Source organism: Geomonas silvestris, assembly GCF_014193515.1.
In the GTDB taxonomy this organism is placed as follows: Bacteria; Desulfobacterota; Desulfuromonadia; order Geobacterales; family Geobacteraceae; genus Geomonas; species Geomonas silvestris.
This window is the reverse complement of sequence record NZ_BLXX01000021.1, coordinates 1-25,942: the sequence shown is the minus strand read 5'-3', so window position 1 is coordinate 25,942 and position 25,942 is coordinate 1. Positions and strand designations below refer to the sequence as shown.

The window sequence follows — 25,942 nt, the reverse complement described above, 5'->3', positions numbered from 1 at the left end:
TTTTGCCGTTGGGTTAAAGCTTAAATTTATCCAACTCGGAGGAAACTGTGAAGAAGACCTTAGTAGTCATGTTGGCAATTGTTGCTGTGGCAGCAGCCGGCTGCAAGAAAAAGGAAGAAGCACCGAAAGCGTCCGCTCCCGAGGCAGCAGCACCTGGCCAGATGCCTGCCGCTCCCGCTCAGATGCCTGCCGCCGCTCCCGGTGGTGGCGATCCCCATGCTGGCCTGAAGCCGCAGGAGATCAAGCCCGGCGCCGGCCACAAAGGCAAGGTCGCCGAGACCATGGACTCCGGCGGGTACACCTACGTTCAGGTTGAAGAGAATGGCCAGAAACTGTGGGTTGCCGTCATGCAGACCAAGGTGAAGGTTGGCGACACCGTCGAGTTCCCGGATTCCCCGCCGATGATCAACTTCCAGAGCAAGACCCTGAAGCGCACCTTCGACAAGATCATCTTCGCTCCGGGCATCAAGGTTAACTAATAACGACGCAGCTACCGGTTTAACAAGAAAAAGGGCAGGGCCATTCGGCCCTGCCCTTTTTTTATTCCCCGCCCCGGTCTCAGCCCAGGAGCGCCCGGGCCACCTGCAGCCCCTCCTCGGCAGCCGCATCCCCCGGCGCCATTTCGAGTGCCTTCCCGAACCAGTCGGCCGCCTCGGCGGGCTTGTCCAGCTCCAGCGCGAGCTCGCCCAGGGCCAAGAGGGCCGGCAGGTGGCGCGGCACCAGTAGAAGCACCTTCAGGTAGGCCTGCCGCGAGGCCTTGAACTCCCCAAGCCTCCCCTGCAAGCCCCCCTCGAGCAGCAGCCCCCAGGGGTTCTTCGGCTCCCGCCTGGTCATCTCCCGGTACAGCTCCAGCGCCCCCGCAACCTCCCCGCTCTCCTCGAGGCTCTCCGCAGAGAGCATCTCGGTCACGAATGAATAGCCGACCAGCTCGCGCTGTTTCTCGAAGTCGCGCCGGGTGTAGCGGGCCTTCGCGCCGGCCTTCTCGAGGGTCTTCAGGATCCCGCGTCGTGAGCGTTCCACGAAAGGGTCTTGGCGCACCAGGAACCCCTCGCCCGAGAGGTCCTCGAAGAGCCGCTCGGAGACCGCTCCCTTGCGCACCGCCTGGCTGAAGAGCTGGGTCCCCGGATAGTAGACCAGCGGCGACACCTGGCCGTCCTGGGGACGGATCCGCTCGATGAGGCGCTGCGTCTCCTTCAGGTCCTGCTCGGTCTCACCCGGGATCCCGGTGATCAGGTAGATGGAGAGGTTGAGCCCCACGTTGCGCACCGCGGCTGCGGCCTGCTCCACGGCGTCGGGGGTGATCCTTTTGCCCAGCGCCTTCAGCATGGCGGGCGATCCCGACTCGACGCCGAACTGGATGCACTCGCATCCGGCGCGCTTCATGGCGGCGAGCATCTCCTGGTCCACCGCGGTGACCCGGGACTGGCAGTTCCAGAGCATGCCGAGCTGGGCCTCTTCCAAGAGGCGGCAGATCTCCAGCACCCGTGCGCGGTCCGCCGTAAAGGTGTCGTCGCGCAGCGAAAAGTAGACCAGCCCGAAGCGCTCGCGCAAAAGGCGCAGCTCCTCGACCACCGAGGCCGGCGCGCGGAAGCGCACCCCCCGCCCCCAAAATAGCGGCGAGGAGCAGAAGAGGCAGCTGGCCGGGCAGCCGCGCGAGGTGATGATGAACTCGAGCTGGCGCCGGTAGTCGACCCCGATGCCGCAGCTCTCCGCGGCCGCAGGAAGCGGCAAGGCATCCAGGTCGGCGATGGGGGCGCGCGCCGGGGTACCCAGCACCTCGCCAGCCGAGCGGTAGAGGAGTCCTGCCACCTGGGCGAGATCGCGACCCGCGGCGAGCGCCTGCAGGAGTTCCGACAGGGTCTCCTCCCCCTCGCCCAGGACCACCACATCGACCTCGGGATGCTGGGCCAGCTGCCCGGCGCCCGCGTGGGTCGCGTGCGGGCCGCCCAAGAGCACCAGGCAGCGCGGGTTGAGCCCCTTCGCCACCCGGGCAAGCTCGAGGGACTCGGCCCGGTTGTGGGTGAACTGGGAGATCCCGAGCACCTCGGGGCGCTGTTCCTTGAGGATGCGGCGCACCTCTTTCCAGGGGTACCCCGAGAAGTTGGCCAGGGTCACCTGGTGCCCCGCCCGGCGCAGCACCGCATCGAGGCTCAAAAGCCCGACCGGGAGCAGCGAGGTGAAGGGATCCTGCGCCCCTTCCGGATGGCATCTATAGGCAAGTACGACCTTCATGAAACTCCTCGTGAAAAAACCGCCTTCATCTTAGCCCGAAAGCCGGAAAGTTGGACAAAAAAAATCCGGCCAGGCGGCCGGATTTTTGGGGCGTTTCGTGTACGGCCCGGGCTAGTTGCTGTTCAGCCCCAGGGCGTCGTTGGACATGGTGTCTTCCGCGTTCTCCTCCTCGACACCCAGCATCAGGTCGTCGAGCTTGAAGACATCCGGGTTCACCTTGGCGACGCGCTTGGCGCCCAGGTACCGGGAGCGGTAGTAGGCGGTGTTCATCGGCGAGATGACTACCCTGCGGTCCCGGGAGGAGGCGTGGATCATCTTGCCGTTGCCCAGGTAGATCCCGACGTGCGAGGCGTAGGAGGCGTAGGTGCTGAAGAAGATGAGGTCGCCCCTCTGGAGGTCCCCCGGCGCCACCGAGGTCCCCACCTCGAACTGCTCGCGCGCGGTGCGCGGCAGCGAGACTTCCAGCTCGCGGAACACCTTCTGCACGAACCCGGAGCAGTCGATCCCGCCGGACTTGGAGCTGCCACCGAAGCGGTAGCGGGTCCCCAGGAAGCCGTAGGCGGATTTCTTGAGTTCTTTCAGGCCGTCGACCTTGAGTTCGGTGTTCTTGCGCAGGTCCACCTGGCGCTCCGGCTCGTTCTCGGTCAGCTCCATGAGGCTCTGTTCGTAATCCTTCTCGTTGAACAGGTCGCCGTGACGCAGCTGCAGCTTGCGCACCGCGGCCACCCGGGGCCGGGCCTCCTCGGCGGCGGGAGCGCTTTCGCGCAGCACCAGTACTTTGCCTTTCTTGACCTTGCTGCTGCTGAGACCGTTTAACCGCTTCAGGTCGGCGACGGAAACCCCGGTTTTCTGCGCGATGCGGGAGAGGGTTTCGCTCTTCTTGACCTTGTACACGGCAGCGGCAGAGGCAGCGGCGCCGGTGGAGGCAACGGTACGGGGAGGAATCACCAGGACCTGCTTGGGCTTGATGTTGTCGCCCACCAGGTTGTTGGCGGACTTCAACTCCTCGACCGTGACGTGATACTTCTTTGCCAGGGTATAGACGGTTTCGCTCTTTTTGACACGATGGGTTTTCGCTGCGAAGGCCAAGGAAGGGAGGGAAAGGATAATAACGCTGACGGCTATGAGCTTGAGGCTACGTATCATTAATCCTCCTTCATTGTTTTATAAACGGTTGCAGGCGCGCACATTTATATAACAATTGTTGCGCATTGTCAACCTCGCTAACCCTTTCGGCAGCCTGGACAGGATGCTTTAGTAAAAATATCACCGGGTTCCGCCGCTAACGAATTTTTTGGGTACCGTCCTTGCGGATTTTGCGTTCCGCGGTGACCCGTACCTGGGATCGCTCGAGCGAATCGACCACGATTCCGGGGGGGAGTTTGATGTCGTCCTTGCGGATGAGGACGGTGTTCCCCCCCTCCTTCACCTTGGCCAGATCGAGGTCGACCACCACGTTGAGGTCGCGTGGCGAGCGCACCAGGTTGGAGTAGGCCTTGAGCTGCAGGTCCACCTCTTCCGGGTAGCTGCGCGCCAGGACCAGGCTGTCCGGGAGGTTGTGGAACTTGATCGGCGCGGTGACGGTGAGGATCTCCCCCTGGCGGTAGGTAATCAAAAGCCAGCTGATGAGCACCACGGCGAGGACTCCCAGCTTGGGCCAGAAGTTGCTGAACAACCGGGCCTTCAAACTGACCCGTTGCGCCTGGGCGGACTGGGGGAGCAGCAGCGAGCTCAGGCACTCGTGCAAATCGGCGGTGTTCGGCACGCGTTCCAGGCGTCCGTCCACCGAAATGGAGACCTCTCCGCGCTCCTCCGAGACGATGACCACCAGCGCATCGGAGCGTTCGGTGAGGCCGAGCCCGGCGCGGTGCCGGGTTCCGAAGTGCTGCGGCACCTCGGAACTGACCGAGAGCGGGAGGTGGCAGGAGGCGAGCGCCAGACGCCCGTCGCGGATCAGCACCGCCCCGTCGTGCAAGGGGGAGCTCGGTATGAAGATGCTGGTGATGAGCTGACCGCTCACCAGGCTCTCCAGCGGCACCCCGTGCAGGATGTAGTCGTCGAGCTGCTCCTCGCGCTGGAACACCAAGAGGGCGCCTATCTTCCTCGCGGCCAGCCCGAAGACCGCGCCGGAGACCTCCATGAGGTCGACGCGCTGCCCCACCTCCTGGCGGTCGAACAGTTTGCGCAAAAGGCTCAGGCGGTAGAGTGCCTGGCGGATCTCGGCCTGGAACACTACGATCAGGAGGACCAGGAGCACCGTCCCGAGTTCCTGGAGGATCCAGCTGGTCATGAAGAGGCCCAGGTTCTTGGTGACCACGTAGATCACCCCGAGAAAGAGCAGCCCCAGCACAACCTGCAGGGCCCTGGTGTTTTTGAACCAGCAGTAGAGCTGGTACACCAGGAAGGTCATGATCAGGATGTCGGCGATGTCCTGGGGCCGGAAGTGCGGCAGCACGAGCTTCCTCCTTAGCGTGGTAGGGGTGCTCTTGAAAGGGCGCCGGTGGTGTTTTTACTGGCAAGCGGCACCGCTTTGTGTTAAAAACCAATGCTTCCGCCCGGCAGTCCCAGGGCAAAAGCGGTGAAATTTTATAGCATTTCAGGCCTCAAAAAGGTAGGGAAATATGTACAAATTGTCAGAAAAAGGTGAACGTATACGCGACATGTTCGGCAGCATTGCGCCGCGCTACGACCTTTTGAACCGGGTGCTGTCGCTGGGGATCGACCGGCGCTGGCGCCGCTTTGCGGTAGCCAAGATCGGCGTCTCCGGCTCGGGGCGCGTCCTCGACGTGGCCACCGGTACCGGCGACGTCGCCCTGGAAATCGCCAGCCAGACCCCGACCGCAGTGCAGATCGTCGGCGTCGACTTCTGCAAAGAGATGGTAGACCTCGGCGTGGTCAAGGTGGCCGAATCGCGCCATGCCGGGCGCATCAGCTTCCAGGTCGCCCCGTGCGAGGACATCCCCTTTGACGATCGGACCTTCGACGCCGCCACCATCGCCTTCGGCATCAGGAACGTCGTGGACCGGGTGAAGGGACTCGGCGAGATGCACCGCGTCCTGAAGGACGGCGGCAAGGTGGTGATCCTCGAGTTCTCCACGCCAACCATCCCGGTATTCAAGCAGCTCTACCATTTCTACTTCCTGAAGGTACTGCCGCGCATCGGCGGCGCCTTCTCCAGGTTCAGCGCCTACCAGTACCTCCCCGACTCCGTGCTGGAGTTCCCCTCCCGTGACGTTTTCAAGGGGATGATGACCCAGGTCGGGTTCAAGGACGTGAAGCACTACGACCTGACCGGCGGCATCGCCACCGTCTACGTCGGGACGAAGTAATTCAGGTTAAGGTTAAGGTCGAGAAAAACGAAAGGCAGGTTCGACGAGCTTAAGGGGTTCCCCCAGACTGTCGACCCTGCCTTTTTTAGTCGCCACATCATTAGGTAGGAGCTCCCAGGTCCCCTCATTGATATCGGAACCGCGCGCGATGCACCTGTAGGGGCGAATCATCATTCGCCGGCCGCGCCGGCAGGCGTATCATGCGCCATCGCTACCTGGCATCTTGCCTCACCCCTCCGCTGACGTTCCCTCACTTCAAGCTCAACCCGCCTTCTGGAAGATGATCCTCGCGACCGGCGTCGGCCCCTTGGCCTCTTCTTCGAAAAGGTGCACCGTGCCTGCAAACGGCTCGAAGAGTTGCACCAGCTCTCCGGGCTGCAACAGGAAGCTCTTGGTGTGCCCAGGCTCAATAGACGGCGTATCAAGAATAGTCTCCATGACGATGACGCCCCCCGGATTGAGCGCCGCAACCATCAAGGGAATGAGCGGCCGCAGCAGGAAATTGAAGTCGAGGATCAGGTCGTAGCGCTCGTCGAAGCGGAACGCTTCCAGGTCGGCCTGGACAAAGTCAACCGACACACCTACCTCTGCAGCCCGCCTCTCCCCGCGCTCCAGCCCACGCGGCGAGATGTCAACCGCGGTGACCCGGAAACCGTGCTGTGCCAGGTAGATCGCGTTTCTTCCTTCCCCGCAGGCGAGATCGATGGCCCGCAGCCCCGGGACCAGTGGGCGCACCGTCTCGAAACACCTGGCCAGGAACCCTGACGGCGCAAAGCAGAAGAAGTAGCTGTCCCCGGTGTAACGCTCATCCCACTTGATACGATCTTCTTCCATCACTCCTCCAGCTCGGCGTTGCGTTCCCCCCTGCATAGCAAGAGCGGCCGATCGCTGTCAACCCCTGTTGCCGTTTTCCGCTGGCGCTCCTATCACCTTCGCCCTCTCATCTTCGTCCGATCTGTCCGATCAGCCCGCTCGGTCGGATCAGTCCGCGCCCACAGGGGGCCACCCGGAGCCATCCCGCAATCATGCGACATATGTTGTCACACACCTGTGCTTTACTACAGAAAAACCACAGGAGGTACGTCCCATGATCTACCTTACCAACGATGCACTGGACCAGGCAGTCTACTTCGAGCTGCGCGGCAAGGAGTACCGCAAACAGGGGAGCGCCGCCGAACAGCTCTACTTCGGCCTCTTGGGGAACGGCATTCATGAGGTTGCCGTCACCTTGAAGAGCCTGCGCGGCTGCGTCGAGGTGGTCTTCGGCAGAAGCGACCTGTTCAATTTCGTGGAGGAAGACGTCCTGCGCCGGATGCTCGGAGAGGTGGTGACGGCCGAGACAGTGCACTGATACAGCGCCGTCACCTCCGGTTCTTAGCCAATGATTAGGGTGGCTTGCAGCCAGTGTAACGATTTTGCACCAAGGCGTATTCTGCGGTAGCGACAAAGTGTGAATCTTGGTATAACTAGCATATCATTAGAATCCCGATACCCAGACCAGGGCCTGTGAACGGCAGCACGCAGGTTACCGGGGTGTCTACAGGAGCCCTTCCGATATGCAGACCATTGACGCTCTGTTGCGCTCGCGCTGCGAGACTTTTGCCGATCGAATCGCGCTGCGCCAGAAAATTTCCGGCAGCTGGCACGAGATCACCTACCGCGACCTGTGGGACGCCTCGGGGCGGATCGCCGCCGGACTCATCAAGCGCGGCTTCCAACCGGGATGGCACGCCGCCCTGCTCGCCCCCTCGTCGATCCGCTGGGTGGAGACCTACCTGGGCATCCTGCGCGCCGGTGGCGTGGTGATCCCCATCGACAAGGAGCTCAAGAGCGCCGAATTGCGCCACATCCTCACCGACTGCGGCGCCCGGCTCATCTTCACCGACCCGCCCTACCTGGACGGCCTGCTCGAGTACGTTCCGAAGCTCACCAACCTGGAGAGCATCGTGCTGCTGCATCCGGGGAAACAACAGGCGGGGGACGCCAAGGCCGCCAAGACCCTGGAAGAACTCCAAGTCGAGTGGCACGCGCTCATCGCCGCCCACGGCATCGCTCCCGAGCACGTAAGGCGCATCGAGGCGCTGGCGACGCAACTGCACCGGCACTGGAGCGCCCCTACGGCGAACGCCAACGACGTGGCCGACCCCTTCTCACAGGTTCGCAGCATCCGCGCCTCGCTGGCCAAGGAGGGGAGGCTGGTCAACCTGGACGACCTGCGCATCGAGGCCTGCGTCACCACCCCGCCGCGCAGCGCCGCCGACACCGCCGTCATCCTCTACACCTCGGGCACCACCGGCCGTTCCAAGGGGGCCATGCTCTCCCACGGCAACATCGTCTCCAACATCGTCGCCACCGCGCAGCACTTCGGCCTGGACGACAGCATGCACACCCTCTCCTTTCTCCCGATCAACCACGTGTTCGAACAGGTGGTGGGGATCCTCCTGCCGCTGCACATGGGGGGGAAGATCTCCTTCGCCGAATCGATCAAGAAGCTGGGCGAGAACTTGGCCGAGGTGAAACCGACCTTCCTCTTGGGGGTCCCCGCGGTCTACCAGATGCTCTTGGAGCGGATCCGCAAGAGCATCGCCTCGAAGCGCCTCTCGCAGCTGCTCTTCTCGACGCCGTTTACCCGCCCCCTGGTGACCAGCAAGGTGAAGCGCGCCTTCGGCGGCAAGACCATATTCATAAGCGGCGGCGCCGCCCTCGACCCGGCTATCACGTCGGGGCTCCTCTCGCTGGGGTTCCCGGTGTACCAGGGGTACGGCATCACCGAGACCGCACCGGTGATCGCCGCCGAGCAGCCCGACCGGCGCCGGATCGGCACGGTAGGCCGGGTGCTCCCCGAGGTGCAGGTGCGTATCGACGCGCCCAACGAGGAGCAGGTGGGCGAGATCCTGGTGCGCGGCCCCAACGTGATGCAGGGGTACTACAACAACCCCCAGGCCACGGCGGAAGTGCTCGAGGACGGCTGGTACCGGACCGGCGACCTGGGCAAACTCGATGCCGACGGTTTCCTCTCCATCTGCGGCCGGGTGAAAAACCTGATCGTCACCCCCAACGGCAAGAACGTCTACCCCGAGGAGGTGGAAAACGAGCTCCTGAAAAGCCCGTACATCGCCGAGGTCATGGTCTACGGCCACAGGGTGGGCGCGGTCGCCGAAGAGGTGCACGCGGTGATCTACCCGAACCAAGAGGAACTCGACAACCTCGCGGTGAAGCGCGGCAAGGGCTCTCTTACCGTGGCCGACGTCGAGCAGGTGATCCGCGACGAGGTCCTCTCCGCGGGGAAGAACCTGGCCGACTACAAACGCGTCAAGCGCTTCACCCTGCGCGAAGACGAGTTCCCCAAAACCACCACCCGCAAAATCAAACGCTTTGCCGTGGAGGCGAGCCTCTCCACCCACGACTGACCCACCCGGCGCCCCGGTCCCTGTCCTCCTGGAGCCGGTGGCGCCGTCTCATTTTGCTGCAAAAGCGGCACCTCCTCGCTTGACAGACGCCGCTTCGGCAGTAGCATCACCAGATAAAAAAATCGCGCTGACACATGAGAGAGACGAGGCAGCCAGCACTGTGATTACCGCTGGTTGCCAGTTTTGTCTGAGCAAACTACTTTCTTGTTCATTAGAGAGTTCGCGGCCTATACTGCCGCACCCGTTGACCATAGCTAACCTACTTCTCCTGAACCGGGGGAAGTTACAACCCTAGGCACAGGGGGGCCACATGAGAAGCAAGCTGATATGCGCCGCAGTTTTGGGCATCGTTTGGGGGGCAACGTCACACTGTTACGCGGCAGGATTCAAGGTAAGCGAGCAGGGAGCCAAGGCGATGGCCATGGCCAATGCCTTCGCAGCGCAGGCCGACGACCCGTCCGCCCTTTTTTACAACCCGGCGGGGATCGCCTTCCTGCCCGGGGCCCAGGTCAACCTGGGAGGGCTCACCATCATCGTTCCGCAGACGCAGTTCACCGGCACCACCCCCCTGAGCGGCAATCCGCCGTTCGACATCGGCAACTCGGTGGTCACCGAACATGCCAAACGCGACATCTTCATCGCCCCGACGTTCTATGCGACCTACAGCCTGGAGCATCTGCCGCTGAGCTTCGGTCTGGGCATCAACTCGATCTACCCTCTGGCAAAAAGTTGGGACGACAGCAGTGCGTTCCGTAACCAGGTCCAGAATGTCTCGATCAAACCGATCAACTTTCAGCCCACGGTCGCTTACCGCTTCGACGATCTGAACCTTTCCGCGGCGGTCGGCCTCGATGTCACCTACGCCATGGTTTCGCTGCAGCGTGCCGCCTACTCCCCCGGCACCTCGGCCCCCTTCGGGGCTTTTGAACTGGGATCCGTGGGGCTCGACGGCACGGCGACCGGTTTCGGCTACAACCTGGGTGTGGCCTGGCGGCCGCGCAAGGACCTGCGTTTCGGGGTCGCCTACCGCAGCGAGGTGCAGCTCGACATCACCGGGGATTCCAACTTCCTGGCCACCACCGAAGCGGGCTTCCAGGCCATCGGTCTCGCGCCGCCGAACTTCCCGTATGCCCGGGCCCGTGCCACCAGCACCGCCTCCACCAGCATCACCCTTCCCGACAGCCTCGACCTCGCCGTCGCCTGGATGCCTACCGACAAACTGACCCTGGAATTCGACGCGACGCGCACCGGTTGGAGCAGCTTCGACAAACTCGACATCCACTTCGACAGTCCCCAGTTTGCCGCCTTCAACGGACATGCGGACCCGCGCAACTGGCAGGACGCCTGGGGCTACAAGTTCGGCGCCCAGTACGCGGTGAACCCGCAGCTCGACCTGCGTGCCGGCTACTCCTTCGACACCACCCCGGTCCCCGATGCGACCGTCGACCCCCTGCTCCCCGATTCCGACCGGCACAGCTTCTCGATCGGTTCCGGCATCCACAGCGGGACGACCACCCTGGACCTCGCCTACATGTGGGTGCACTTCACCGACCGCAAGGTGAGCAACCAGGACCTGAACGCCCTGCGCGGGGAAAACGGCACTTTCAAGAGCGACGCCCATCTGCTAGCAGCCAGCATCACGGTCAAGTTCTAGCGGCACGCGATGATCTACAACCCAATCCTGACCCAGCTCAGAGCTACGAGGTGACACCATGATTCGCTTCAGCCTATGGTTCATGCTGTGCTTGTGTTCCCTGCTGCCGCTTGGTTGCAGCTCGACCGGTTTGTCGGAGAGCACCAGCCCCAACGCGGTTCAGTTCGACCCGACGACCGGCAACGTACCGCTTCCCAACATCCTGGCGACCGCGACGGCGGCCGACCCGCTCACCCAGTACCAGAACCCGACGACCGGCTTCGTCGGGGCCCGCCCGGCCACCGTACCGCTGAACCCGCTCGAGGCGCTCGCCTACGAGAACATCTACGAGGTGGGGGGCACCAACGCCGTGTCCGGCCTGAACGCTCCCATTTACCTGCGTTTCTCGGCGCCCCTGGTCCCCTCGACCGTCACCACGGCGAACATCAAGGTGTTCCAGATCGGCGCCGACAGCACGAGCCCGGCAGCCTTCGAGAACAACCCGCTGGGCTTCACCGACGTGTCCGCCCTGTTCAGCGTGCGCTACACCCCGGGAACGACCGACGTCCAGCTCTTCCCCAACTTCCCGCTCCTGCCGGCCACCCGCTACCTGTACCTGGTAACCAACCGCGTGAAAGACGCGGCGACCTCCGCCTCGGTAACCAGCTCGCCCTACTTCGGGGCGCTCAAGTCGACAGTCCCCCTGACCGGCCCCTTTGCCGCACTCGAGGCTATCCGCGCCGACACCAAATCCGGCAACAACGTGGTGCTCTCCGGCTACGCGAAGGTGATGAACGACCTGATCGCCGCCGCCTCCACCACCACCGTGACAAGCCGCGACCAGATCGCGGTGCTGGGGCGCTTCATCACCACCGGCTCGGGGTTTGTGCAGAACGCCGAGATCAACGCCAACGGCTCCCCGCTTACCGTGAGCCAGCTCCCGGTCGACAGCGCCCTCAGGGCCTTTGCCGCCGGCAACGACCTGGGCGGGCTTACCGGCATAAACTGGATCGCCGACGGTCAGAACGTAGCTACCGTTACCGCCACCATTCCGGCTGCTAACTTCTGGTCCCAGACCGTCGGGGTCGGCAGTGCCCCGACCAGCATGGGCGACGTCATAGCTGGTCGTTTCCCCAGCGCGGACATCTCGATGAATCCTGCCGTGGCGCGCGGCAACACCTCGATGAACCTCAACGTTGCCGTCGGTACCTACTCCCCCGCAACCTCGGTGGTCATTCCATTCCGAAGCGGCAACCTCGTCACCGGCTTCTACTTCACGCCGCGTGATATACCGTTCCTCTACATCCCGCCGGCCGGCCCTGCCCCTGCCGGAGGGTGGCCGGTGGTGATCTTCCAGCATGGGATCACCGGCCAGAAGGAGCAGGTGGCTGCGGTCGCCGGCGCGCTCACCGCTGCGGGCTACGCAGTCGTCGCCATCGACCTGCCACTGCACGGCACGGGCATCCCCGGCGTCGACCAGGGGCTCGCCTTCCCGCAGCATACCACCAGCAGCGTCTGGGGACAGGACTTCATCGCGGTCGGGACCCCGCTGGCGACCCGTTCCAACATCCAGCAGGCCGCCTTCAACCTGCACCGGCTCGAACTGGTCATGGCCACCCCGAGTTTCGCCACCTTGCTGGCAGGCAAGAGCTATGGACCGGCACTGCCGACTCAGGGGTTCGCCCCGCTCGGCGCGGCAGCCCCCAACCCGGCCATCAAGCCCAAGTACGTAAGCCTCAGCCTCGGTTCCATCGTCGGCGCCTACTACCTGGCCGGCAACACGACACTGAACCCGGCAGGCACTCCCTACCTCCAGTCGACGCTCGACAGCGACATGAAGGGCCTGCTGAGCGTCCCCGGCGGGCGCTTGGCCTACCTGATCCAGGACAGCCCCGCCTTCGGCCCCAGCGTAGATGCCGGACTCGCGGCAAGCGGGATCGCCAAGGGAACGCCCGAGTACCTGCAGTTCTTCCTGCTGACCCAGACGGTCATCGACCCGGCGGACCCGGCCACCATGACCACCCCGCTCGCCCCGGGGCTCCCCTCGCGGCTCTCCAACCGCATCCTGGTCCAGGAGGCGACCACGACGCAGCTAAGCGCAAGCGGAGTCCCGCTGGACGGCGACCAGGTGATACCGAACTCCAGCACCCGCTACTTCGGCAACGCCCTGGGTGGGCGCGGCGTGCTCGGCACCGACATCGCGCCGGGCTTCAAACAGGTGACCTACGACGACGGCAGCCTCCCCACCTCGTTCATGCTGACGCTCAACGGCCTCCCCAAGACGGTCACGGCAGCCACTTCGGCCGCGGCAACCTCCCCCACCGAGGGGTACTTCCACTTCGGCCGGTTCGGAAAGACGCCGCAGTCCGACGTGACCCACGCGTTCCTGATCGACGCCGTGCATTCTCCGGCGAGCGTGCAGCTCGCCCAGCGCCAGATGGTCTACTACCTCGGCCTGCAGACCCCGGTGGTCACCACGCCGCAGCTGGTGGTGGACCCGACCGTCACCTCGAGCGCGCTCCCCAAAGCTGCAGTGGCCCCGGCCTCTGGCCTGAGCTGGCAGGTGATCGCCCCCAAGGTCATGAAGATCTTCGGTATCCCGCGCTGACCCGGTTCAGCCTCACCCCTTTGTCCTGAAGCACCAAGCGCCCCGTGCCGCACCAGCGGCCGGGGCGCAGTCTTTTCGGCAGCTTCACTCCCGGCAGGGCAACTTCCCTCTCGACAAAGTGAATGATTTGCCATATATTCGCGAATACTGTATACAATCCGCCCGGCAGCCCCAGCTCGTTGCGGCGCAGCCAGCCTTATAAGAACCGGTGTCACCCATCATTCCACGAAAAAGGAGAAGAGAAAACGATGGCAACTCCCGAATTCAAGTACCAGGAAGCCTTCCCGCTGGGCCCCGACACGACCAAGTACCGCCTCCTTCCCGACACCCAGAAATACGTCTCCGTGGCCAACTTCGAGGGGCAGGAGGTGCTCAAGGTTGATCCCGAGGCGCTCACCGTGGCGGCCAACACCGCGATGAAGGACCTCTCCTTCATGCTGCGCCCCGAACACAACGAGCAGGTCGCCACGATCCTGTCCGACCCGGAGGCTTCCCAAAACGACAAGGGTGTGGCCCTCGCCTTCCTGAGAAACGCCGAGGTCGCCGCCAAGCTCGAGCTCCCCATCTGCCAGGACACCGGCACCGCCATCGTCATGGGCAAGAAAGGGCAGCAGGTCTGGACCGGCACCAACGACGAGGAGTACCTCTCCAAGGGGGTCTACAAGACCTACACCGAGGAGAACCTGCGCTACTCGCAGACCGTGGCGCTCGACATGTACAAGGAGATCAACACCGGCACCAACCTGCCGGCCCAGATCGACCTCTACGCCACCAAAGGGGCAGAGTACAAGTTCCTCTTCATGGCCAAAGGTGGCGGTTCCGCCAACAAGACCTACCTGTACCAGGAGACCAAGGCGCTTTTGAACCCGGACAGCCTGGTGAAGTTCCTGGTCGCCAAGATGAAAACCCTGGGGACCGCTGCCTGCCCCCCCTACCACCTGGCCTTCGTCGTCGGCGGCACCTCGGCCGAGACCTGCCTGAAGACCGTGAAGCTCGCCAGCGCCAAGTACCTGGACGCCCTCCCCACCGAGGGTAACGCCGGCGGCCAGGCCTTCCGCGACCTCGCCCTCGAGGCGGAACTCTTGAAGGCGGCCCAGGAGAGCGGCATCGGCGCCCAGTTCGGCGGCAAGTACTTCGCCCACGACGTGCGGGTGATCCGCCTGCCGCGCCACGGCGCCTCCTGCCCGGTCGGCATGGGGGTTTCCTGCTCCGCGGACCGCAACATCAAGGCGAAGATCAACAAGGAAGGGATCTGGGTCGAGCAGATGGACGACAACCCGGGGCGGCTCATCCCCGAGCGCTACCGCGGCAAGCACGAGCACGGGGTGAAGATCAACCTGAACCAGCCGATGCCGGCCATCCTCGCCGAACTGACCAAGCACCCGGTTTCCACCCCGCTGCTTTTGACCGGCACCATCGTGGTGGGGCGCGACATCGCCCACGCGAAGTTCAAGGAGATCCTGGACTCCGGCAAGCCGCTCCCCGAGTACCTGAAGAACCACCCGATCTACTACGCGGGCCCGGCCAAGACCCCGGCCGGCAAGCCGTCGGGCTCCTTCGGCCCCACCACCGCAGGGCGCATGGACTCCTACGTCGACCTCCTGCAGGCCAACGGCGGCTCCCTGGTCATGATCGCCAAGGGTAACCGCAGCCAGCAGGTGACCGACGCCTGCAAGAAGCACGGCGGTTTCTACTTGGGCTCCATCGGCGGCCCGGCCGCCATCCTCGCCGAGGAGAACATCAAGAAGGTCGAATGCATCGACTTCCCCGAACTGGGGATGGAGGCGGTCTGGAAGATCGAGGTCGTCGACTTCCCGGCCTTCATCCTGGTGGACGACAAGGGGAACGACTTCTTCAAGCAGTTGGGCCTCTAGAGAGCCTTTGCCAAACTCCCCCCTCCCTCGACGGGAGGGGGCCAGGGTGATTCACAAAGAAGCCCCCGGTGCCAACAGGCATCGGGGGCTTCTTTGTGTCTCGGAGGGGGAGCGCCGGCTACATGTAGACCATGACCCGGAAGTTGATGGTGCCGTCCATGGTGGTAAACGGAATGGTCACCCCCTTGCACTGTACGCTCATGCTCCCATCGTGACCCGACTCCGGTTCGGGGGGGTCCGTGATGGGGCGGATACGGCCGGAAACGACCAGCGGCAGGCCGAGCGCCACGCTGCCGTACTGCTCGTGATATTTGGTCTTGAAGACCCCGGCGATATTGTTGGAGATCTCTCCCACCGCGTCGTTTATCGACTCGTCGTCGGTCTCCTCGAGCATGAGCAGCGCCTTGGCGATCTGCTCGGCAGACTCGCGCTCGGTGGCGAAGAGAATATAACCGACGCGGTCCCCGGCGACACCGATGATGCCGACCACGTCGCTCCCCAACGGGTTGATCTTCTTTTCTACCTTGCCCGCGTAGCAGTCGATGTTCATGTAGCTTTTAAAGGTGTCTTGGGTAGCGGACATGATGGTGAACATGATTTCTTCAAACGAAATGGCGCTCAAGGCAGTCTCTCCTTCTGAGGTTCAGATGTGTAACCGGTGCGTCATGAGAACTGACCGGGGTTTTCGGTGCAGACGATACCTTCCAGGACGTCCAGCAGGCGGTCGTTGAAGGCCCCCTTCATCTCCTGCCTCATGATCTGCAGGGCTATCGAAGAGGAAAGTGCCTTGCGGCAGGAGCGGTCGATGCTGAGGGTGCAGTAGACGTCGCAGATGGCGGCGACTTGCACGCTCCGCGGGATCTGTGCGCCCTTTAGTCCCTGCGGGAAACCGTGGCCGTGGTTGCGCTCGTGGTGCGAGCGGACGATACCCAGGGCGATCTCGCTTATTCCCGTGTGCTTCCTGAGGTACTGGTACCCGACCTCGGGATGGCTTCGGTACGCCTCCAACTCGGCCGCGTTCAGCTTCCCCACCTTGTGCAGGATCTCCTGGGGGACGAAGATCTTGCCGAAATCGTGCAGCAGGGTCCCGATCCCCACGTCGAGCATCTCGTCATGTGAGATCAGGTAGGCATCGCTGTGCAGCAGCACGCACAGCGCGGTAACCTGCAGGCTGTGCACGAAGGTGTGGTAGTTGTGGGCCATCACGCTTTCGAGCGCGGTGAAGGACTCCCGGTCGCTGGCAAGGTACTTCAGCAGGTTTTCCATGACCCGCCGGCAGCGGGAAAAATCGGTCACCTTGTCGGGGTGCTCGAAGATATCCCCCACGTAGTTGAGGGCGGTCTGGTAGATGATCTTTCCCTTCACCTTCGGCTTCAGGGACCGGTCCTGGAGCACCCGCTGGGCAGATGCTTCCAGGAACGCGGTGACGAGGTCGAGGTCCCTCGGGCTGACGAAGACGAACTCGACCCTGCTCTTGGCCAGACGCGCCGCATCAAGCGGGGTGAAGGTGCGCCCCGTGCTCTTGTACAGGATGAACTTGTCACCGCTGCGCAGGTAAAGAGCGACGTCGGGAAACTGGTCCGCGTGGATGCTCTCTATGCTTACGGGTACGTACAACTCGCCCATTGCCACCTCCGGCTCACGTGCACCGGCGGCCTTGCGAACCACGCGTCACAGGATGCATATCGGCAATTGCACTTTAAGCTTTAGGCCTGCAGTAAAAGTTAGTCGGCCGGCGCACCGGGCGGCTAGATGCCGGTCAACTCCTGCAGTTTCAGCTCGATGTCGTCACCGTTCACCCGTACCGGTTGGCCCCCTTCGTCCTCGGTGCGGATCACCCCCTCGTCGATCCAGACCCTCAGGCGCTCCTCTTCCACCCCGAATTTGTCCACCGCTTCCTCGATGCTGTACCAGGTTTTAGCCGCGAGCATGACGCCCTCCCTTGGATCTGGCATTCGCGTAACTATGCCAATCCTCTAGTATTATAGCGCAACCACCGTTTGCATGGTACCGCTTGCGCCCCCGTTGTCAAGTTCGGGGCCGGACAGGCTCCTTACTCCCCGCTGAACAACAAAAAAGGGAGGCCCCCTCAGGCACCTCCCCACTCGTGCAAGCCATTGGCTCGTCGCTACTTTTTCTTCAACTTCTCCACCGCCTTCTCGAAACGCGCCTCGCTGAACCCCTTGAGCACCACCGCATCGTCACCCAGGACGATCAGGGGAACCCCCTGGCTCTTGTACTTGTCGGTCACCTCGGCCATGGCGGCGGGGTCCAGCTCCACGTCCCTGTTGATGAAGGGGATGTTGTTCCTGGTGAAGTACTCCTTGGCCGCCTTGCAGTGCGGGCACCAGGAGGCAGAGTAGAGGACCACCTTTGGGTACTTCAGTTTCGGTGTGCTCTTCGGAGATATCGGGCTTTGCTGCAGTTCGCCCGCCTGGGCGGTAAAACTGCCGAACACCAGAGCGACGGCCAAAAGGACAGTGGTAAGGATCCGCATCATTCCCCCTTTTTATGGTTCTTCTTCCCTGACGCGGGGATCTCCAGCTGCCGGCGCACCAGGTTGAAGGTTAAGGTCTTGGATTCGCCGGGGCGCCTCACCTGGATGAGGACCGCTGTTCCGGCGCGGCCGCGCAAGCGGCGTTCCACCATGTCCCTGAAGTCGCTGCCGAAGGTGGCCTTGCCGTCGATGCGGGTGATGACGTCGCCGGGTCTGACTCCAGCCAGGTGCGCGGGCCCACCCGTCACCAGCTGGCGCACCACGATGGTGCCGTCCGAGCGGGGCACCCCGTCGATCCCCACGCCGCCGAAGTCGCGCGGGGAGTTGCCCCCCCAGGCGCCGGCCGCAAGGCTCAAAAGCAGCACGAGAGTGATAAAGACGCGTCTGATCATGGACAGTTAAGTTATACGAAGCTTCCCATCACTGTCAACTATGGTTTTGCCGACCTCATTACGCTGTGCTAAAATAGGAAATCTTTTTGCTTCAAGAGGGAGAATTTCCTATGACCGCACGCAGCAAGCTGAAACAGGCACTCAGTGAAGGAAAGCCGGGGAGCGAATGTCTCGTGAAAGGGTGGGTGCGCAGCGTCAGAACCGGCAAGGGCGTCTGCTTCATCCAGCTCAACGACGGCTCCAGCCTGGCGGGGCTTCAGGTGGTGGCGGAACCGGACCTGGTGAACTTCGCTGAGGTCTGTGGACTGGGTACCGGCGCAGCCATCGCCGTGACTGGTCTTTTGCAGGAGTCCCCGGCCGCCGGACAGGCACTCGAGCTCAGGGCGGCCCAGGTGGAGGTGGTGGGCGGAGCTGACGAGAGCTACCCGATGCAGAAGAAGCGGCACAGCTTCGAGTTCCTGCGCACCATCGCGCACCTGAGGCTGCGCAGCAACACCTTCGGCGCCGTGTTTCGGGTCCGCTCCTCGCTGGCCCAGGAGGTGCACCGCTTCTTTGCCGAGCGCGGCTTTCTCTACGTGCACACCCCGATCATCACGGCGAACGACTGCGAGGGGGCCGGCGAGCTGTTCCGGGTCACCACGCTCGATCTCGCCAAGCCGCCGCTTTTAAACGGCGCCGTCGACTTCTCGCAGGACTTCTTCTCCCGGGCGACGGGACTTACCGTAAGCGGCCAACTGGAGGGGGAACTCTTCGCCCAGGCCTTCTCCGACATCTACACCTTCGGCCCCACCTTCCGCGCCGAGAACTCCAACACCGCGCGCCACGCCGCCGAGTTCTGGATGATCGAGCCCGAGATGGCCTTTGCCGACCTGAACGACGACGCCGACCTGGCGGAGAGCTTCTTCAAGCGCCTTTGCAGCCATGCCCTCAACAACTGCGCCGAGGACATACAGTTCTTCAACACCCAGATCGACAAGGGGCTGATCGAGCGCATCGAGGCGGTAGCCAGCGCCTCCTTTGCCCGCATGGAGTACGGCGAGGCGATCGAGCGCCTCAAGAAGGCACCGGTCTCCTTCCAGTTCCCCGTGGAGTGGGGGCTCGACCTGCAGTCCGAGCACGAGCGCTACCTCACCGAGCAGGTGGTGGGCGGACCGGTCTTCATCCTCAACTACCCCAAAGAGATCAAGGCCTTCTACATGCGCCAGAACGACGACGGGAAGACAGTGGCCGCCATGGACCTCTTGGTCCCCAAGGTGGGCGAGATCATCGGCGGAAGCCAGCGCGAGGAGCGCCTGGACCGGCTCACCGCGCGCATGCAGGAGACAGGGGTCGACCCGGAGAGCCTTTCCTGGTACCTGGACAGCCGCCGCTGGGGCACCACCCCGCACGCCGGTTTCGGCCTCGGTTTCGAGCGGCTCATCATGTACCTGACCGGCATGGAGAACATAAGGGACGTGATCCCCTTCCCGCGCACGCCGCGGCATGCCGAGTTCTAGACCAGAATTCACGCAGAGATCCTGGTACCCCATCTTCAAGAACTCATCCATGAAAATTCGGGAAGTCCCCCTCCCGCAAGGGAAGAGGGGACTGGCAGGAAAGGTTACGCGAGGTAAAGGAGAAACTGTAATGACGCAGAGGAAGGATCGGGAACAAGCCGCGGCCGACGCCGAGGCGCTCATCGCGCGCTACGGGCTGCAACCGCACCCGGAAGGTGGGTGGTTCGCAGAAGTACACCGCTCGGGAAGATCGGTAGGAACACCTCAGGGCTATCCCGGCGAGCGGGTGGCGCTCACCGCCATCTACTTCCTGCTCAAGGAGGGCGACTTCTCCGCCTTCCATAGTGTGACCAGCGAGGAGGTCTGGATCCACCTGGCAGGTGCGCCGCTCGAGTTGGCTCTGCTCGACCCGGAGCCGCAGCTGCTCACGCTTGCCGCTCCGGGAGAGCCGGGAGAGTCGCTCATCGTGGTACCACCAGAGGTGCCGCAGGCCGCCCGGAGCCTCGGCGCCTTCACCCTGACCAGCTGCCTGGTCGCACCGGGGTTCGATTTCGACGATTTCCGGATGCCGCGCGCAGCAGAGCTTCTTGAGCGCTACCCGCACGCCACCGAGCTGATCACTCGGTACACCCGAAGCTGAAAACAAAAAAAGGCCCCGGGGCAGGTGCTGCCGCCGGGGCCTTTTTTTTCGGTACCCTTTTCTACTTCGCTTCGGGCCAGTAACTCCCCCCGACCAGGGTCGCCGTGATCTTCCCCAGCTTCACCTTGGTGGTCATCTTCACCGGGATGCGGCGCTCGTCATCGGTGAGCCAAACGGTCACCTCCCCGGTACGGGCGAAGAAGCCGTCGCTTTTCAAAAGCGGCCTCACTACGATGGTCTTGAATTTCCCCACCGGAGTCTTGAGCTCTTCGTGCCGCACCACCTGCACCTCGGTGTTCCAGAGCCTCTTGAAGTCGTAGATCTCCACGAAGAGGGACTTCCCCACCACCAGCTCGCTGGTGCGGACGAAGTAGATGCAGGAGAGACTGTCGAAGGTCTTCGCGGTGATGCTGTCGGTCTTCTCGGTCTTCTTCAGGTGGTCCTTGGAGGACACCTTCAGATTAACCGGATCGAAGTGCGCGTCCTTCAGGGTGTGGAAACTCCCCTCGTTGATCTTTTCGTGGTAGGTCTTCGGCATGCCGATCGCCTCGGCCCCGTTGCCGCGGGCCACCACCGACTCGGTCCGGTCGTCCACCGGAAAGATGGGACTGAGCCACCCGGCCGAGTGCACCGTGGAGACGATGTGCAGGTCGCCGTCCCGCAGGGTGACTTCCTGGATGGCGGTACCGGCCTTGATCCCGGTCCAGCTGATGTCGTACACCAGGCGTTCAGGGACGGTGAGCGAGGATGCCTCAGAAGTGCTGGAGAAAATGCCCAGGCTGCCGATAAGGGAGAAAAGAAGCAGTGTCGAACGGAGTAAGTTTTTCATCGGTACAGATTAGCCTCAAGCTGAATTACTTTTCAAGTGAAAAGGTGAAGATTGTCCCTTCGTCTCATGATGATAGAATGCTCTCTTGCCCTTGAAACCATTGCTCAATAGCGCCCCGAGAGAACCACCTTCATGAAAATAGAAACGCTCGGCAGGTTCAAACATGTAACGCTGGAACCTGGCGAGCTGTACGCTTCCAAGGAGCCGGTGACCATATCCACGCTCCTTGGTTCCTGCGTCGCCGCCTGCCTCTACGACCCCGTGCACCGCGTGGTGGGGATGAACCACTTCATGCTCAGCAACCGGCGCTATTCGAGAGATCTGCCGCACTACCGCACCGATGCGGGGCGCTACGGCATCCAGGCGATGGAACTCCTCATCAACGAGATGATGCACCTGGGGGCTGAGCGCAAAAAGCTGCAGGCCAAGGTTTTCGGCGGCGCCACCATCCTGCAGCGCACCGGCGCCATCGGCAACTTTTTCTGCGTCGGCGAAGTGAACTGCCGGTTCATCCACGATTTTCTCGAGGATGAGCGCATTCCGATCCAGGCGCAGGAGCTGGGGGGCGACAAGGGGCGGGTAATCCACTTCTCAAACGGCGACTTCGCCGTCTACCTGAGGAAAGTGGAGCGCAGCAGCAGCGAGCGGTTGGCCCAGCGCGACCGTAACTGCTGGCTGAAGGCGATTGAGATCCAGGAACTCACTCTCCCGTCGCAGGATATCTGGCTCTGACCAGCGCCACGGCGAAGGTTCCCCTGCGGAAGTTTTTGAAGAAGCAAAAAGGCCGCGCTCCTTCCCGAGCGCGGCCTTCGTCATTTCTGCTGCAGCCCGGTCTTCCGCTTAGGCCCCGCCGCTTTTGGTGATCATCACCACGCCGATGGCGACCAGCACGGTGCCGGCCCAGCGCATCGGGGTCACCACCTCATGCAGGAAGTACTGGGACAGGAAGGCAACCAGGATGTAGTTGAGCGCCTGCATGGGGAGCGCGACCGAGAGGTCCTCCCAGGATAGCACCGCAAGCCAGAGGAAGAAGAAGATTGCCAGCATGACGGTGCCGAACATAAGCTTTGGGGAACTCAGCGCCTGCAGCGCCACGTTGAGTATCCCCTTCAGGTTCATCGTCGAGAGGTCACCCAACTCCTTCATCCCGCGCGCCAGAAGGATATCCCCGATCGTCCCCGCCGTTACCGCCACCAGCATTACGACAACTGTCTTAAGCATAGCTCTTCTCTTCTCCTCGGTAGTTTCTCAGGGTGATCCCCGACTGGGCCAGCTTGGCCGTCACCTTTTTGCTGGTGAGAGCCGCCAGTTCCTCGTCGTGACGGTACTCGGGCATCCAGCGGTCCAACTCCGCGCAGGGGCGGCAGCCGGGATGGAAATAGATCTCGGTGAGCCCCTCGCCCACGCTGTCCAACGCCTGGAGCAGGTACTCCTCGGTCATCCGCCCCGAGTTGAGCAGCCCCTTCACCTCCCCGGCGTAGCGAATCCCCAGACGGTCCAGCTGAGGGCGGCAGCGCTTGGCGAGACTGGCGAAGATGAAGGCGTCGGCGCACTTGCCGACCAGCCGCTGGCGGTCCACGGCGAGGTTCGCCGAGAGGTTCTCCCGCGAGAGGCGGAAGGTGCTGATGCCGTACCTGGGCATGAGCTCGGCGAGGACGTCGAACACCGCCGGGTGCATGTGGATGTTGAGGTGGCCGTCCACGTGGCTAAGCGGCAGCCCCGTCTCGAGGAACGCGGTGATCTGCGCCTCGATCTCCTTGAAGAGCTGCTTGCGTAAGGGCTTCAGGAAGAAGTAGCGCATGCCGGCCATCACGGGATCGTTGCCGAAGTTGCCGCCGTCGTCCACCAGGGCCGGAAGCCCCTGAGCCGGCAGCACGCCGCGCCCCTGCACCAGGGTAAGGTGCAGGCCGACCTGCAGCCCCGGGTTTTCCTTGGCAAGCGCCACGGCCTCCTGGGCCGCAGCACCCCGCACCATGAGCGAGGTGGAGGTGAGGATCCCCTCCTGCCAGGCCTTGACGATCCCCTTGTTGGCGCCAGGGCTTAAGCCGAAGTCGTCGGCGTTGATGATGAGTTGTCGCATTGAATTCAGGGACTAGGGGCTAGGGGCTAGGGACTGGAAAACCCGAACCCTCATATTCTTCACCCACGCCGAGCTAGTCCGCTCCCCGTTCCTCTCTCTTGTTTACTACAGTCACCAGTGACTGCAGGGCCGTTGACTTTCCCTAGTCCCTAGTCCCTAGTCCCTAGTCCCTAGTCCCTAGCCCCTAGCCCCTAGTCCCTGCCTTACTTCCCCTGCTTGCGCTTGCGCATGTAATCCAGATACTGGGCGCCTTCCTTGAGGAGCTTTTTGCGCTCCTTCGAGTCGACGATCATCTTCCAGATGCTGCGGGCGATGTACTTGGGACGGAAGTAGAACTTCTTGTAGAACAGCTCGACCGCGTCGAAGATCTCCTGGTTTGAGAGCCCCGGGTAGTTGATCACGCACTGCTGGTGCCCTTCGGCATCGATGTAGGTGTCGGAAGCGATCCACCCTTCATGCTTGGCGAGCGCGTAGAACTCGGTCCCGGGGTACGGCGAAGCGATGGAGACCTGGATCGAGTCGAGGTCGAGCTCGATGGCGTACTTGATGGTCTCCCGGATGGTCTCCTTGGTTTCACCCGGAAGCCCCATGATGAAGGCGCCGTGGATGGTGATGCCGAGCTTCTTGCAGTTGCGGGTGAACTCGATCGCCTGGGACTTGGTGACCCCCTTCTTGATGTTCTTGAGGATCTGCTCGTCGCCCGACTCGTACCCCACGATGACGTGGTGCAGACCGGCGTCGCGCATCTCTTTCAAGGTCTCGTAGTCGCAGTTGGCGCGGGCGTTGATGACCCAGGAGACGTTGAGCGGCTTGATGAGCCGGGACACCGCGATGGCGTGTTTCTTATCTGCGGAGAAGGTATCGTCGTCGAAGGAGATCTCTTTGACCTGCGGCAGGTTCTCCTTGATCCACTTCACCTCCTGGTAGACGTTCTCCGGGCTCCTGGTACGCATCTTGTGGCCGGAGTAGGTCTGCGGCCAGAGGCAGAAGACGCAGCGTGCCGGGCAACCGCGGCTCGTGTAGATGGAGACGTACGGGTGCTTGATATGCGGGATGATGTACTCCTCGATCGGGAGATCACGCGCATAGATCTGGCTGGAGAACGGCAGGCTGTCCAGGTCGGTGAGGATCGGGCGGTCCGGGGTGTGCACCACCTCGCCGTCCTTCAGGAAGCTGATGCCCGCGACCTGCTCCCAGGGCACCCCCTCGCAGAGCTCCTTCACGGCATAGTCGAACTCGCCGCGGCAGACGATGTCCACGATCCCCTTGGCGAACCTGAGGCTCTCCTCCGGGAGGATGGTGACGTGCGGACCGGTGAGGACGATCACCGTCGAGGGCTTCTGCTCCTTGATCCGGCGCGCGGTCTCCACGTCGATGGGGAGCGTCGGGGTCGAGGTGTACATCAGCACCAGGTCGAAGTCCTGCGCGATCTTCAGGCAGGCGGCGAGATCGAGGCGCTGCACCGGCGCATCCACCACGCGGCTCCCTTCGATCATGCCAGCCGGGTAGGTGAGCCAGGTCGGGAACCAGAACGAGGTGACCTCGCGCGAGGCCTGGTAACGCGCACCGGCACCACCGTCGAAGTCCTCGAAAGTGGGCGGGTTAAGAAATAACGGTTTCATATAGTCGGCTCCCTTCGCAGCATGGGGTCTCTTTAAAAAACAATCCGTCACAATAAAGCGGCACTGGATTTTTGTCAAGACCAAACCCCCCCGAGTTTTGGCGTTGCGACGACTGGCGCCCTCTGCTAAAGTGCGCGGCAGTCAAGGAAAAGGGGATGTTATGGAAATGACTGGGTTGGGATTGGTGGCGGCCATGCCGGAGGAGATCGCTCCTCTCTTGCGCAAGGTGGGTAAGCCCCGCAGGGAGAACCGCCAGGGGTACAACTGGTACCGCTTCGAGGTGTCCGGCGTGCCGGTGACGCTCATCGAGTCCGGAATGGGGCCACGCCACGCCCAGGCAGCGACCCGTGCCCTCATCGAAGCGGCACAACCTGCACTGCTGCTGAACTTCGGCTTCACCGGAGCGGTACGGCCGGGATTAGAGGTAGCGGACCTTGTCCTTGCGGAGCGGGTGCTGTTCCTGAATGCCGATCAGGTCGTCGAACAACCAAGGCCTGACACCGCGCTGGTCCGGGTGGTTTCCGACACCCTGACCGCGGGGAGCCAGCGTGTGGTGCAGGGGACGCTTGTTACTGCGGCGTCGATCACCAGCAAAGCGGCCTTGGGCGGAAGGCTACCCGCCGAACTTCCCCACCCCGTGCTGGATATGGAATCGGCCGCCTTCATGACCGAGGCAGCTCGCGCCGGCATCCCAGCCCTGGTCTTGCGTTGCATCAGCGACGCAGCCGACGAGGAGCTCGGCTTTTCGCTCGATGAGTTCTGCGATGCCGAACTGAAGATCCGCCTGCCGCGGGTGCTCTGGACAGTGCTTCGCAAGCCGTATATCATTCCCCAGCTGATCCGGCTCGCCGACAACACGAGCCGCGCCGGCAAGAGCCTGGCAGACGGAGTGCACCGCACCTTGGGAGCACTCGCTGGCTGCGGCGCGACCGGAGGCAACAGGCCGTAAGCAATGGATTACCAGCCCGCAAGCGTTGTTGAGAGCTTCTCAAGAGCGGTTGGGAGCTTCTCAAAAGCGGTTGCGTGTCACCAAAGAGCAATTGTGTGCCACTCAAGAGCGGTTGCGTGTCACTAAAGAGCGGTTGCGTGTCACCAAAGAGCGGTTGCGTGCCACTCAAGAGCGGTTGCGTGCCACCATAGAGCGATTGTGTGCTACTCAAGAGCGGTTGAGGGGGTGTAAAGGATTTTGTGTAAATGTCCTATCGGCTACATAACGGGCATTCTACCTTCGTAAATGATCGAGAACTGGTTTAGGGCTAGCCTCCACCCCGGGATCGCTCTGCACCAAGTCTTGGAGACG

24 protein-coding genes are annotated in these 25,942 nt (G+C 62.8%); 11 read left to right on the top strand and 13 right to left on the bottom strand.

All coding sequences use genetic code 11. The features are described 5' to 3' along the window. Positions 1-47: 47 nt before the first annotated feature. Entirely contained in the window at positions 48-479 is a 432-nt protein-coding gene (locus GMST_RS20835; protein WP_183356644.1) for a hypothetical protein, read from the top strand. A 79-nt stretch (positions 480-558) separates the two neighbouring features. Here the strand turns inward: GMST_RS20835 and GMST_RS20830 are convergent, their stop codons facing one another. The 3 genes from GMST_RS20830 to cdaA all read right to left on the bottom strand — a co-directional run bounded on the left by GMST_RS20830 (position 559) and on the right by cdaA (position 4,687). Beyond that, on the bottom strand, positions 559-2,232 hold the full coding sequence (locus GMST_RS20830; protein ID WP_183356643.1) for a B12-binding domain-containing radical SAM protein: 1,674 nt from the start codon (positions 2,230-2,232) through the stop codon (positions 559-561). 111 nt (positions 2,233-2,343) lie between these two features. Continuing rightward, complete coding sequence (locus tag GMST_RS20825) at positions 2,344-3,378, bottom strand: C40 family peptidase (RefSeq protein ID WP_183356642.1); 1,035 nt, start codon at positions 3,376-3,378, stop codon at positions 2,344-2,346. 136 nt (positions 3,379-3,514) lie between these two features. Then, positions 3,515-4,687 (bottom strand): diadenylate cyclase CdaA, encoded by a 1,173-nt coding sequence (gene cdaA / locus GMST_RS20820; protein WP_183356641.1) that lies wholly within the window; start codon positions 4,685-4,687, stop codon positions 3,515-3,517. Positions 4,688-4,853: 166 nt separating this feature from the next. On the opposite strand from cdaA, the gene ubiE reads away from it, so the two are divergent. Next, complete coding sequence (gene ubiE, locus GMST_RS20815) at positions 4,854-5,561, top strand: bifunctional demethylmenaquinone methyltransferase/2-methoxy-6-polyprenyl-1,4-benzoquinol methylase UbiE (RefSeq protein WP_183356640.1); 708 nt, start codon at positions 4,854-4,856, stop codon at positions 5,559-5,561. 261 nt (positions 5,562-5,822) lie between these two features. Here ubiE and GMST_RS20810 read toward each other — a convergent pair whose 3' ends face one another. Beyond that, on the bottom strand, positions 5,823-6,395 hold the full coding sequence (locus tag GMST_RS20810) for a class I SAM-dependent methyltransferase (protein WP_183356639.1): 573 nt from the start codon (positions 6,393-6,395) through the stop codon (positions 5,823-5,825). A 253-nt stretch (positions 6,396-6,648) separates the two neighbouring features. Here GMST_RS20810 and GMST_RS20805 point away from each other — a divergent pair, with 253 nt between their 5' ends. The 5 genes from GMST_RS20805 (at position 6,649) to GMST_RS20785 (ending at position 15,086) form a co-directional block, all read left to right on the top strand. Continuing rightward, positions 6,649-6,912 carry a hypothetical protein gene (locus GMST_RS20805; RefSeq protein WP_183356638.1) on the top strand — a complete coding sequence of 88 codons (264 nt, stop codon included), beginning with the start codon at positions 6,649-6,651 and terminating at the stop codon, positions 6,910-6,912. Between the two features lie 205 nt (positions 6,913-7,117). Further along, the gene (locus GMST_RS20800; RefSeq protein WP_183356637.1) at positions 7,118-8,971 is read left to right on the top strand and encodes an AMP-dependent synthetase/ligase; all 1,854 of its coding nucleotides are present in this window, start codon (positions 7,118-7,120) and stop codon (positions 8,969-8,971) included. Positions 8,972-9,281: 310 nt separating this feature from the next. Further along, positions 9,282-10,625, top strand: coding sequence for an OmpP1/FadL family transporter (locus GMST_RS20795; RefSeq protein ID WP_183356636.1), 1,344 nt, complete (start codon positions 9,282-9,284; stop codon positions 10,623-10,625). Positions 10,626-10,683: 58 nt separating this feature from the next. Next, positions 10,684-13,212 carry a hypothetical protein gene (locus tag GMST_RS20790; RefSeq protein WP_183356635.1) on the top strand — a complete coding sequence of 843 codons (2,529 nt, stop codon included), beginning with the start codon at positions 10,684-10,686 and terminating at the stop codon, positions 13,210-13,212. 248 nt (positions 13,213-13,460) lie between these two features. After that, entirely contained in the window at positions 13,461-15,086 is a 1,626-nt protein-coding gene (locus GMST_RS20785) for a fumarate hydratase (protein ID WP_183356634.1), read from the top strand. A gap of 118 nt (positions 15,087-15,204) precedes the next feature. Here GMST_RS20785 and GMST_RS20780 read toward each other — a convergent pair whose 3' ends face one another. The 5 genes from GMST_RS20780 to GMST_RS20760 all read right to left on the bottom strand — a co-directional run bounded on the left by GMST_RS20780 (position 15,205) and on the right by GMST_RS20760 (position 17,975). After that, complete coding sequence (locus GMST_RS20780; protein WP_183356633.1) at positions 15,205-15,708, bottom strand: chemotaxis protein CheX; 504 nt, start codon at positions 15,706-15,708, stop codon at positions 15,205-15,207. 41 nt (positions 15,709-15,749) lie between these two features. Further along, complete coding sequence (locus GMST_RS20775; protein WP_183356632.1) at positions 15,750-16,712, bottom strand: HD-GYP domain-containing protein; 963 nt, start codon at positions 16,710-16,712, stop codon at positions 15,750-15,752. A gap of 122 nt (positions 16,713-16,834) precedes the next feature. Then, positions 16,835-17,017, bottom strand: a complete 183-nt coding sequence (locus GMST_RS20770; RefSeq protein WP_183356631.1) for a MerR family transcriptional regulator — start codon at positions 17,015-17,017, stop codon at positions 16,835-16,837. Positions 17,018-17,214: 197 nt separating this feature from the next. Beyond that, positions 17,215-17,583, bottom strand: a complete 369-nt coding sequence (locus tag GMST_RS20765) for a glutaredoxin domain-containing protein (RefSeq protein ID WP_183356630.1) — start codon at positions 17,581-17,583, stop codon at positions 17,215-17,217. After that, on the bottom strand, positions 17,583-17,975 hold the full coding sequence (locus GMST_RS20760) for a S41 family peptidase (protein ID WP_183356629.1): 393 nt from the start codon (positions 17,973-17,975) through the stop codon (positions 17,583-17,585). The genes GMST_RS20765 and GMST_RS20760 overlap by 1 nt, the downstream gene beginning before the upstream one ends. 110 nt (positions 17,976-18,085) lie before the next feature. Here GMST_RS20760 and asnS point away from each other — a divergent pair, with 110 nt between their 5' ends. Both asnS and GMST_RS20750 read left to right on the top strand, forming a co-directional pair. Continuing rightward, on the top strand, positions 18,086-19,471 hold the full coding sequence (gene asnS / locus GMST_RS20755) for an asparagine--tRNA ligase (RefSeq protein WP_183356628.1): 1,386 nt from the start codon (positions 18,086-18,088) through the stop codon (positions 19,469-19,471). Positions 19,472-19,601: 130 nt separating this feature from the next. Further along, positions 19,602-20,111, top strand: a complete 510-nt coding sequence (locus GMST_RS20750) for a cupin domain-containing protein (protein ID WP_183356627.1) — start codon at positions 19,602-19,604, stop codon at positions 20,109-20,111. A 61-nt stretch (positions 20,112-20,172) separates the two neighbouring features. On the opposite strand, the gene GMST_RS20745 is transcribed toward GMST_RS20750, so the two are convergent. Next, the gene (locus GMST_RS20745) at positions 20,173-20,940 is read right to left on the bottom strand and encodes a DUF3108 domain-containing protein (RefSeq protein ID WP_183356626.1); all 768 of its coding nucleotides are present in this window, start codon (positions 20,938-20,940) and stop codon (positions 20,173-20,175) included. A gap of 132 nt (positions 20,941-21,072) precedes the next feature. Between GMST_RS20745 and GMST_RS20740 the strand changes: the two genes are divergently transcribed. Then, positions 21,073-21,672 (top strand): chemotaxis protein CheD, encoded by a 600-nt coding sequence (locus GMST_RS20740; protein ID WP_183356625.1) that lies wholly within the window; start codon positions 21,073-21,075, stop codon positions 21,670-21,672. A gap of 108 nt (positions 21,673-21,780) precedes the next feature. On the opposite strand, the gene GMST_RS20735 is transcribed toward GMST_RS20740, so the two are convergent. From GMST_RS20735 to hpnJ, 3 genes are all read right to left on the bottom strand, one after another. Then, the gene (locus GMST_RS20735) at positions 21,781-22,161 is read right to left on the bottom strand and encodes an EamA family transporter (RefSeq protein WP_183356624.1); all 381 of its coding nucleotides are present in this window, start codon (positions 22,159-22,161) and stop codon (positions 21,781-21,783) included. After that, the gene (gene hpnK / locus GMST_RS20730) at positions 22,154-23,020 is read right to left on the bottom strand and encodes a hopanoid biosynthesis-associated protein HpnK (protein WP_183356623.1); all 867 of its coding nucleotides are present in this window, start codon (positions 23,018-23,020) and stop codon (positions 22,154-22,156) included. The genes GMST_RS20735 and hpnK overlap by 8 nt, the downstream gene beginning before the upstream one ends. 203 nt (positions 23,021-23,223) lie before the next feature. Further along, entirely contained in the window at positions 23,224-24,642 is a 1,419-nt protein-coding gene (hpnJ, locus tag GMST_RS20725; RefSeq protein WP_183356622.1) for a hopanoid biosynthesis associated radical SAM protein HpnJ, read from the bottom strand. A 160-nt stretch (positions 24,643-24,802) separates the two neighbouring features. Here hpnJ and GMST_RS20720 point away from each other — a divergent pair, with 160 nt between their 5' ends. Beyond that, the gene (locus tag GMST_RS20720; protein ID WP_183356621.1) at positions 24,803-25,591 is read left to right on the top strand and encodes a phosphorylase family protein; all 789 of its coding nucleotides are present in this window, start codon (positions 24,803-24,805) and stop codon (positions 25,589-25,591) included. The last annotated feature ends 351 nt before the right edge of the window (positions 25,592-25,942 follow it).